Here is an 8,752-nt window from a genome sequence, read left to right as displayed (position 1 = left end):
GGCTCATGGGTTCCCATGTCCCCCATCCTGACACCCGCCCACACGGCCCCCGATGCGGTCCTTGCAGCAGTGCTTTGCTAACGTTTCCACCGCACTGGTCCGGGTGGCGGAATTGGCAGACGCGCTAGCTTGAGGTGCTAGTGACCTAACGGTTGTGGGGGTTCAAGTCCCCCCTCGGACACTGAGAAGGCTCCGGCTCCACGGGGCCTTTTCTTCATTTGCAGCCCTGCGCATCGTCGAAGCGACGACCCGGACGCAGCGCATCGTCCCCGCCCGCGCGGGTACAGACACCGAGACGTCAAAGCGCGGCGCCATGGCTGGTCATGGCAAGGAGCAACCGATGACGCCGTCAGCGACACCCCAGGACTGCCCCGACCAGGCGCTCGTCCACCACTTCATCCGCATCTTCGGCCGCCGGCCGACCCCCGACGAGGTCGCGCGGTACCAACTGGTGCGGTCCCGCATCAAGCGCTGCTTTCCCGCCCGTGCTCGTCGCGGGATGGCGCAGCTCATCGTGCGACTCTGAGCCCCGAGCCGCCTGCCATCGCTCCCGCAGCGTCGGTGGGCTCTGGTAGCAACCTCACATGACGAATTTTCCCCGGACCGACCAGCTCGAGGGTGCTGCGCTTGTCGAGGTGAGCCTGCGCGGTGCCAGGTTCACCGACTGCGACCTTTCCGGCGTCGTCATGCGCGCCGTCGAGCTCCGCGACGTCGACATCGACGCGCCCTGGCTCTTGGCGAGCGAGACCTCCGTTCGCATCAACGGCGTCGACGTGGTCCCGCTGGTCCGTGCGGAGCTCGAGCGGCGATTTCCGGGCCGCGCCCTGATGACCGCGGACGACCCGGATGGCCTGCGGCGAGCCTGGGAAGCCGTCGAGAGGGCATGGTCCGGGGTGCTCGAACGCGTGTCGACGATGCCCGAGGGCACCGTCGACGTGTCAGTGGACGGCGAGTGGTCCTTCGCGCAGACCCAGCGCCACCTCGTGCTCGCCACCGACATCTGGTTGCGCGGCGCGGTGCTGCACGTCGAGCAGCCCTACCACCCGTTGGGCCTCGCGTTCGCCGGCGCCGAGCAGTTCGGGCTCGACATGACCGTCTTCGACTCGGGCACTCCGCCCTACGACGACGTGCTCCGCGCCCGGGCCGACCGTGTCGCGGCCGTGCGGGGCTTCATCGACACGGTCCCCTCCGAGGACCTGGCCCGGGAGTGCCGCAACCCCTGGGACGCCGAGCGGCGCGAGACCGTGCTGTCCTGCCTCCACACGATCCTGCACGAGGAGTGGGAGCACCTTCGCTTCGCTGTCCGCGACCTCGACTCGATCGCGAGCTCCGCGGCCGTGTCCCAGGAGGGCCGGGAGCGCTGATCCATGGGCTCCGAGCCGGTGCCGGGGGGTGACGGAGGGTCAGTTCGCGTCCTAGGGTGGGATGATGGCGCAGGAGGACACGGACGCGACCGAACCCCCAGTCCTGGACATGTTCGACACCGAGGCGGACAACGCCGAATCGATGGTGTGCCGCGTGTGCGGGTCGCTGGTGTCAGCGAGCGGTCCCTACCCCAGGGCGCACTGGGACTGGCACGAGACGCCCAACGGCGCCTGAGGCTCCCCTCGGCCGGGGCCTGAGGTCGGGCTCAGGCGCCTTGCCCGAGTGGCTCGATCTCGCCCTTCTCCACGAGCTTCTCCAGCGCGGCCGCGCACCCGGATTGCCAGCCTCCGAAGTCGTCCTGGAAGGAGACGACCGCGTCGCCCTGGCACGCTTCGTCCCTGACGCCGCGGCGCGCATGGTAGGAACACAAACCCTCGGCGGCGGCTGACCCGGGCTCGTGCAGGTCCGCATCGAACACGTGCGACGGCTTCATGACGTACCTCCTGCCTGACACCCTTCCACGCGGATCTGTCGCGATCCAGAGCGTCGTCCCACGCAGATTCCGGGGGCCCGGACAAGCATCACGGGTCCGACATGGGCGCCCGTTGCCCGAGCCGATCGGCCCGGACGTGGATAGTGTCTGCCCAGGGGCCACGCGTTCGGTGGGGCTGACGAGGGGATTGACCACATGAGCACGTCCGATTCGACTGGACCAGCGCCACTCGCACCACCCGAGTCCACGCTCACGCTGACCGCGCCGGAGGTCCCTGCGGTCGTGGTCGAGACCCAGGCGCCCCGGATGGCCCCGCAGGTCCCGGCGGAGGTGGTTCCGCAGCTCGACGCCAAGGTCGAGGGCTTCCTCGCTGCACTGTCGTCGACCACCCCGGGCAGTCCCGAGTTCTCCAAGCAGGCCGAGGACGTCCGGACGATGGGTGACGCCGACATCCGCCAGGCCGCCGAGACCTCCAACCGGATGCTCGAGCAGCCGGTGCGAGCGCTCCAGGAGGGCGGTCTCGCAGAGGGTTCCGCGGTCGGCAAGACGCTGCTCGAGCTGCGACGGACGGTCGAGGACCTCGACCCGAGCCGCGCGACGGGCGTCTCCCGCTGGCTCGAGATGCTGCCCTTCATGGACAAGGTCGAGGACTACTTTCGCAAGTACCAGTCCTCCCAGTCACAGCTCAATGCGATCCTGCACAGCCTGCGCAGCGGCCAGGACGAGCTGACCAAGGACAACGTCGCCCTCGACCTGGAGAAGACGAGCCTGTGGTCCGCCATGGGCCGCCTCAACCAATACGTGTACGTCGCAGAGCGACTCGACGCGAAGCTGTCGGCGCGGATCGCCGAGCTGCAGGTCAGTGACCCCGAAGCGGCGGCCACCCTCAACAAGGACGTGCTGTTCTACGTCCGGCAGAAGCACCAGGACCTGCTGACACAGCTGGCGGTGTCGATCCAGGCCTACCTGGCGATCGACGTGATCATCAAGAACAACATCGAGCTGATCAAGGGCGTCGACCGGGCTTCGACCACCACGATCTCCGCCCTGCGCACTGCTGTCATCGTGGCCCAGGCCCTCGGCAACCAGAAGCTCGTCCTGGAACAGATCACCGCTCTCAACAGCACCACCTCTGGCATGATCCGACGGACCTCGGAGATGCTCAAGGACAACTCCGCCGCGATCCAGGAGCAGGCTGCCTCGTCCACCATCGACATGGAGGACCTGCAGGCCGCCTTCGCCAACATCTACGCGACGATGGACTCCATCGACGAGTTCAAGGTCAAGGCCCTGGACTCGATGGCGCAGACCATCGGCGTGCTGGAGACCGAGGTGGAGAAGTCGAAGTCCTATCTCGACCGGGTCCGCGCGCATGACGCTCGCAACGCGGGAGGCTCCCTCGATCTGACCGAGCTGCCTCGCCGCGCGTGAGCCGGTCCGAGAGACGGGTGGGCCGGTGGGGCTGAGGTCGTGGATCGACAAGGTGCGAGCGGGGTCGGCCGACGACGCGCTTCCCGTGTCTCCCCCCGCGCCGACGGAGGCGGACATCGTCGCCGCCCTGGCGCGGGTCGAGCAGATGCTCGCTGACGGAAACGCCCCGCCCGTGGTGGTCTCTCGCGTCCACCGCATCGCCGGTCTCATCACGGACACCCTCCCCCGGCTCCGCAACCTGGGACAGGGGAGCTACGACTCCTACTCGGTGGTCGCCACGGCCACCGACTACCTTCCCGAGGCACTCGGCGGCTACCTCCGGCTGCCGCGTGAATGGGCCGACACCCGTCCCATCGACGGTTACAAGACCGCGCTGATGGTGCTGATCGACCAGCTGGAGCTGCTCGCCGCCACCATGGACTCCATCCTCGACGCCGCCACCCGCTCCGACGCCCAGGCCCTCATCGCTCACGGGCACTTCCTCCAAGCCAAGTTCGGTCACCCCACCGACGGCCCCGACCTCGCCCTGGGACCCGCATGAACACCCCCATGAGCACCGCGCTGACCCTGGGCGAGGCGCTGGCCGCCCTGACCACGCTCGCCACCGCCGCAGGGCTCGACCCGCGGGTCGCCCGCGCGGAGGGCGAAGCACTGGCGGCCACCGTCGCCGAGCCCGCCCCGGGCGCCTACCTGGACTGGTGCGCCGAGACCGGACACAGCTCCGCCGAGGACTTCACCACCGCGGCGTCGCGCGGGCGCCGCTTCCGGGTCGCCCAGACACCGACCATGGCGTCCCTGGCGATGGCCGGCTCGGCCGACGCTGCGGCGTACGCCCATGCACTCTCCGACGTGGCTTTGGCAGGCAGTCTTCTCGGCGAGGAGAACGCGCGCAGCGTCGGCAACGCTGCCACGGCCGCAGCCGCCCAGCTCGGTGCGCCGGGCCAGGCGTCGCCCCGCCAGTCGACACCGGCGCGCGAACACGTCCCGGGGGTTGCCGACCACTTCCTCCAGCACGTGCTGGAGCAGAGCCGCATCGTGCGGCAGAAGCTCGCCGCCCTCGAAGGGACGCCCCTCCTCCATGACCCGAGCGTGCTCGACAGCACCCGCCCGGGCTCCGACGCCGGGCCCGCCACGGGTGAGTTGGGTCCCGTCCAGACCGTTCCGACAGCGCACGAGGCCCCGCCGGCCGAGCCCGCCACCCCGGCGCCGCCCCTCAAGACCGTCGAGGAGCTCCTCGCCGAGCTCGACGAGCTGGTCGGCCTGACCGACGTGAAGGCGGAGATCCAGCGCCAGGCTGGGGTGCTGCGAGTCGAGGGACTGCGGGCGGACGCGGGACTGGAGGGGCTCACCATCACCCGCCACCTGATCTTCAATGGCAACCCGGGCACCGGCAAGACCACCGTGGCACGCCTGGTCGCCGGCATCTACCGCGCCCTGGGCCTGCTCTCGAAGGGTCAGCTCGTCGAGGTCGACCGGTCCGAGCTCGTCGCCGGATATCTCGGCCAGACCGCGATGAAGACGTCCGAGGTGATCACGTCCGCCCTCGGCGGAGTGCTGTTCATCGACGAGGCCTACTCCTTGGCGGGCGACCAGTACGGCCAGGAGGCGATCGACACGCTCGTCAAGGAGATGGAGGACCACCGGGGCGACCTCGTCGTCATCGTGGCCGGCTATCCCCTGCCGATGACCGTGTTCATCGGCCAGAACCCGGGCCTGGAGAGCCGCTTCCGAACCGAGATCGACTTCCCGGACTACACCGACGACGATCTCGTGCAGATCTTCGAGGTGATGGCCTCCAGTGCGCAGTACGACGCGAGTGAGGGCGTGCTTGCTCGGCTGCGCGACCTCCTCGCGAAGGTCGAGCGCGGACCGTCCTTCGGCAACGCCCGATATGTCCGCAACGTGCTGGAGGCCGCGATCGGCCGCCACGCCTGGCGCCTCCGCGAGATCGAGGCACCCACCCTCCAGCAGCTCCGCGAGCTGCAGCCCGACGACCTGGCGGCGCCGACCGCAGCGGTCGAGCCGTTCGAGGACACTCCCGAGGAGCAGTCATGACCCAGGCACAGCAGGCAGCGGCGACCGCCCCCGCAACGGCAACCCCAAGCACCGCGGCCGGCGGCACGACCGGAGTCCCTACGCCTGTGACTGCCCCGGTCGCCCGCCCGACCACCCGCGACGTCCCCCGGCTGCTCAACAGGTGGCAGGTCGTCGCCGTCGCTGCGTGCCTGCTCTTCGCGTTCCTGACCGCCTTCCTGCAGGTCCTGGGCTGGCAGGCCAACCGGGCGGCGGCCGACAACACCGAGCAGCTGGTCCGCGTCCAGAACATCCAGTCCACCCTGTTCCGTGCCGACGCGCTGGCCACGACGAGCTTCCTGGTGGGAGGGCTCGAGCCGCCCGAGCAGCGTCAGGCCTACGACGAAGCCATCGACCAGGTCACGCGGCTGATCGCTGACGCCGCCGAGGCGCAGCCCGCCGATCGAGAGGTGCTGGCAGCGCTCAACGCCGCCGTCAACCGCTACACGACCACCAACACCCAGGCGCGCGACAACAACCGCCAAGGCTTCCCGGTCGGTGCGGAGTACCTCCGCGGCGCCAGCAACCAGCTGCGCGCCGGCGTCCAGCCACTCATGCAGGCCCTCACCGACGCGAACTCCCAGCGCGCCGAGGACGAGCTCGGTGCCCAGAACCCGTTGCTGGTGCTCCTGCCCGGGCTGGCGGCGCTCGCGGTGCTCTGGTGGGTCAACCGCAACCTCTCCAGGGTCTTCCAGCGCCTCGTCAACGTCGGAGTGGCAGGAGCCTTCGTCCTGGTCGCGCTGCTGACCCTGGTCGCGGTCACCGTCAGCTCCAGCCAGGACGACGGCAACAGCGAGCTGAGAGACGGCAGCTATCGCGTCGCGGTCGCCGAGGCCGAGGCCCGCACGGCCGCCAACGACGCGAAGTCCAACGAGAGCCGTCGCCTGGGCGCCCAGGGGTCCGGCGCCGCCTTCGAGGAGGGGTGGCAGGCGGCAGCACAGAGGGTCCAGGACAACGCGTCAGCGGACACCCGCCGGCTGTGGCAGACCTACTCGGGCCTCCACGTCCGGGTCGTCGAGCTCGAGGAGAGTGGAAAGTACGACGAAGCCGTCGCACTGGCCACGACGGTGGAGCCGGACGGCCCCACAGCCGCGCTGGACGCGTTCGACCAGGCGTCCCAGGCGAAGGTGAGCAGCGCGGCGGCCGCCGCGACGGACGAGCTCCGGTCCGGCAACAGCATCTTCCTGGTCCTGGCGGCCATCACGTTGCTTCTGGGGCTCGGCGCCGCCGGCCTCTCCACCAGGGGCATCGCCCAGCGTCGTAGGGAGTACGCATGAAACGCCACCTGACCGATGCGCGTCGAACGACGCTCGCCCGGGCGTGCCGGTCCTTGGCACTCGCGCTCTCGGCAGTCGCCATGCTCGCCGTCACGTCCTGCGGGTACGACGCGACACCACTCCCCCGAGCAGACGAGTCGCCGGTGAACCAGGCCGCGCCTGGCACACCTGCGACCTGCGATGCCGCCACCGCGACCCAGTCCTACGCGCCCGACGCCGACGCTGCGCAGGGTCAGTCCCTGCAGCGGATCCGTGACCGCGGCTACCTCGTCGCTGGGGTCGCCGCAGACAACTACCTCCTCGGCTCCCGCAACCCGTTCTCGGGCAAGATCGAGGGTTTCGACATCGACATGGTCAATGCCATCGCCACCGCCATCTTCGGAGAGGCCCAGGGCAGCGTCCAGCTGCGCGTCATCACCGCTGCGGACCGGATCCCGCTGCTGCAGGCCGACGAGATCGACCTCGTGGCCCGCAACATGACCATCAACTGCACGCGCTGGCAGCAGATCGCCTTCTCGGCCGAGTACTTCCGCTCGGGCCAGAAACTGCTCGTGCGGAAGGGCTCTGGCATCAAGTCGATCGAGGACATGGCCGGCAAGCGCGCCTGCGCTCCGGTCGGCACCACGAGCATCGAGAACATCCAGGCGAAGGCGCCCGAGGCGATCCCGGTGACGGCCACCAACGACACCGGGTGCCTGGTGAAGTTCCAGAACGGCGAGACCGACGCCATCACCACCGACGACACCGTGCTCGCGGGTCTCGCGGCGCAGGATCCTTATGCCCTGGTCCTCACCAAGGAGCGGCTGACCGAGGAGCCCTACGGCATCGGGGTCAACGCGCAGCGTGGAGACCTGGTGAAGTTCATCAACGGAGTCTTCGAGCGCATGCGCGCCGACGGGTCGTGGCAGGCGTCGTACGACCGCTGGCTCAAGCCCTCCCTCCTGGTCGATGCCACCCAACCGACGCCCGTCTACGGTCGGCGCCCATGACCGCAGCCCCCACCGCACCCGGCCGCCTGGGGCAGCCGCTGAGCCCCGCCGAGGCACAGACCTTCCTGTTGGACCTCGACGACTGGGTCCGAGCGCGCCGCATCGAGCTCCACGAGCTCGACGAGGCGGCGCTGGCCGCGGGCCGCGGAGACGAGATCGCCTCCGACATGATGCTGTCGCTGGCGCTCTGGCAGGCCGTCCAGCAGCGCTACCAGCTGCTCAACGCGACCTTCGACGGCGGGCGGGTCGGTCCGGTCGAGGCCGAGCGACTGTCCACACTCGTCTGGGGCCGGCTGGACGGCGACCTCGGTGCGGGTCTCGCCGTGTCGCTTCCCGAGGCCTGCCGCCTCTCCGACGCCTTGGTCGGACAGGTACGCACCCGGCTGGCGCTCGTGCCGGGCGCTGACGCGAGCGCCGCCCGGATCAAGTCGCTCCGAGCGGGTCTCGAGCGCGTGCGCGACCAGGTGTCCCTCGAGCCGAGCACGACCCGCGACGAGGCCAGGGGGACGCTGGATCGCCTCTGTCGCCGACTCGACGACATCACCGAGCGTGCGCAGCGTGGTGCGGACGTGGGTGGGCTGCTGCCCCCGCTCGAGCAGGCGGCCAGCGTCTTCGAGCGTGACCTCATCGTCGGCAACGCGCAGCGGCGCGCAGCGCGCGAGGACCTCCGCACCGTCCAACAGCTCCGAAGCGAGCTCACCACTCGTGCCGCGGCGCTCGAAGCACTGGCGCAGCGCTGTGTCCGTAGCGTCGACCCCGCCCCGCGATACGCCGTGCCCGACGTCCTCTCCCTCGGCCCCGTGCCCAACACACCCGCCGCCATCGAGACCTACCGCCAGCAGCTCGAGCGCGTGGCCCGGGCCCTCAGCCTTGCCGAGAGCGCGTACGCCGCTGCGCTGGACGAGCGCGCGCAGCTGGTCGACCTGCTCGACGCCTTGCGTGCCAAGGCGGACGCCCACGGCCTGGCCGGCCGCGACGACCTGGCCACCAGCGAGACCCAGGCCCGCGAGGTCCTGGCCCGCGAGCCGTCACCCGTGCCGGTGGCTCGCGCCCTGGTGTCGACCTACCAGTCCTGGCTCACCCAGCTGCTCAAGCAGCAGTCCGCATCATGATCAACGTCTGTC

Annotated in this window: 10 protein-coding genes and 1 tRNA gene; 10 read left to right on the top strand and 1 reads right to left on the bottom strand. The window is 70.0% G+C overall.

The genetic code is table 11. The annotated features are described in order from the left end of the window. Positions 1–97 precede the first annotated feature (97 nt). From JWN68_RS06315 to JWN68_RS06300, 4 genes are all read left to right on the top strand, one after another. Positions 98–181: transfer RNA gene (locus JWN68_RS06315), tRNA-Leu, on the top strand. A 159-nt stretch (positions 182–340) separates the two neighbouring features. Then, positions 341–526: a hypothetical protein gene (locus tag JWN68_RS06310; RefSeq protein ID WP_297736271.1), complete on the top strand. Its 186-nt coding sequence runs from the start codon at positions 341–343 to the stop codon at positions 524–526. Positions 527–584: 58 nt separating this feature from the next. Beyond that, positions 585–1,364 carry a DinB family protein gene (locus tag JWN68_RS06305; protein WP_297736269.1) on the top strand — a complete coding sequence of 260 codons (780 nt, stop codon included), beginning with the start codon at positions 585–587 and terminating at the stop codon, positions 1,362–1,364. 64 nt (positions 1,365–1,428) lie between these two features. Beyond that, positions 1,429–1,599, top strand: coding sequence for a hypothetical protein (locus tag JWN68_RS06300; RefSeq protein WP_297736267.1), 171 nt, complete (start codon positions 1,429–1,431; stop codon positions 1,597–1,599). Between the two features lie 31 nt (positions 1,600–1,630). Here the strand turns inward: JWN68_RS06300 and JWN68_RS06295 are convergent, their stop codons facing one another. Continuing rightward, the gene (locus JWN68_RS06295; protein WP_297736264.1) at positions 1,631–1,858 is read right to left on the bottom strand and encodes a hypothetical protein; all 228 of its coding nucleotides are present in this window, start codon (positions 1,856–1,858) and stop codon (positions 1,631–1,633) included. A gap of 195 nt (positions 1,859–2,053) precedes the next feature. On the opposite strand from JWN68_RS06295, the gene JWN68_RS06290 reads away from it, so the two are divergent. The 6 genes from JWN68_RS06290 (at position 2,054) to JWN68_RS06265 (ending at position 8,740) form a co-directional block, all read left to right on the top strand. Further along, positions 2,054–3,289 carry a toxic anion resistance protein gene (locus JWN68_RS06290; RefSeq protein ID WP_297736261.1) on the top strand — a complete coding sequence of 412 codons (1,236 nt, stop codon included), beginning with the start codon at positions 2,054–2,056 and terminating at the stop codon, positions 3,287–3,289. An 85-nt stretch (positions 3,290–3,374) separates the two neighbouring features. Then, positions 3,375–3,830, top strand: coding sequence for a hypothetical protein (locus JWN68_RS06285; RefSeq protein WP_297736258.1), 456 nt, complete (start codon positions 3,375–3,377; stop codon positions 3,828–3,830). 8 nt (positions 3,831–3,838) lie between these two features. Then, positions 3,839–5,344, top strand: coding sequence for an AAA family ATPase (locus JWN68_RS06280; protein WP_297736255.1), 1,506 nt, complete (start codon positions 3,839–3,841; stop codon positions 5,342–5,344). Beyond that, positions 5,341–6,639: a hypothetical protein gene (locus JWN68_RS06275; protein WP_297736252.1), complete on the top strand. Its 1,299-nt coding sequence runs from the start codon at positions 5,341–5,343 to the stop codon at positions 6,637–6,639. The genes JWN68_RS06280 and JWN68_RS06275 overlap by 4 nt, the downstream gene beginning before the upstream one ends. Further along, positions 6,636–7,628, top strand: coding sequence for a glutamate ABC transporter substrate-binding protein (locus tag JWN68_RS06270; RefSeq protein ID WP_297736249.1), 993 nt, complete (start codon positions 6,636–6,638; stop codon positions 7,626–7,628). The genes JWN68_RS06275 and JWN68_RS06270 overlap by 4 nt, the downstream gene beginning before the upstream one ends. Further along, complete coding sequence (locus JWN68_RS06265; protein ID WP_297736247.1) at positions 7,625–8,740, top strand: hypothetical protein; 1,116 nt, start codon at positions 7,625–7,627, stop codon at positions 8,738–8,740. Before JWN68_RS06270 ends, JWN68_RS06265 begins: the two co-directional genes overlap by 4 nt. Positions 8,741–8,752: the final 12 nt, after the last annotated feature.

The organism is Nocardioides sp. (assembly GCF_025964975.1).
Lineage (GTDB): Bacteria > Actinomycetota > Actinomycetes > Propionibacteriales > Nocardioidaceae > Nocardioides.
Note: the sequence above shows the minus strand (reverse complement) of the source record. Positions and strands in the feature narration are given on the sequence as shown.

Bases quoted from the DNA above. Each gene is read 5' to 3' on its own strand.
- JWN68_RS06310 (WP_297736271.1), top strand. From the start codon at position 341: ATGACGCCGTCAGCGACACCCCAGGACTGCCCCGACCAGGCGCTCGTC.
- JWN68_RS06305 (WP_297736269.1), top strand. From the start codon at position 585: ATGACGAATTTTCCCCGGACCGACCAGCTCGAGGGTGCTGCGCTTGTC.
- JWN68_RS06300 (WP_297736267.1), top strand. From the start codon at position 1,429: ATGGCGCAGGAGGACACGGACGCGACCGAACCCCCAGTCCTGGACATG.
- JWN68_RS06295 (WP_297736264.1), bottom strand. From the start codon at position 1,858: ATGAAGCCGTCGCACGTGTTCGATGCGGACCTGCACGAGCCCGGGTCA.
- JWN68_RS06290 (WP_297736261.1), top strand. From the start codon at position 2,054: ATGAGCACGTCCGATTCGACTGGACCAGCGCCACTCGCACCACCCGAG.
- JWN68_RS06280 (WP_297736255.1), top strand. From the start codon at position 3,839: ATGAGCACCGCGCTGACCCTGGGCGAGGCGCTGGCCGCCCTGACCACG.
- JWN68_RS06275 (WP_297736252.1), top strand. From the start codon at position 5,341: ATGACCCAGGCACAGCAGGCAGCGGCGACCGCCCCCGCAACGGCAACC.
- JWN68_RS06270 (WP_297736249.1), top strand. From the start codon at position 6,636: ATGAAACGCCACCTGACCGATGCGCGTCGAACGACGCTCGCCCGGGCG.
- JWN68_RS06265 (WP_297736247.1), top strand. From the start codon at position 7,625: ATGACCGCAGCCCCCACCGCACCCGGCCGCCTGGGGCAGCCGCTGAGC.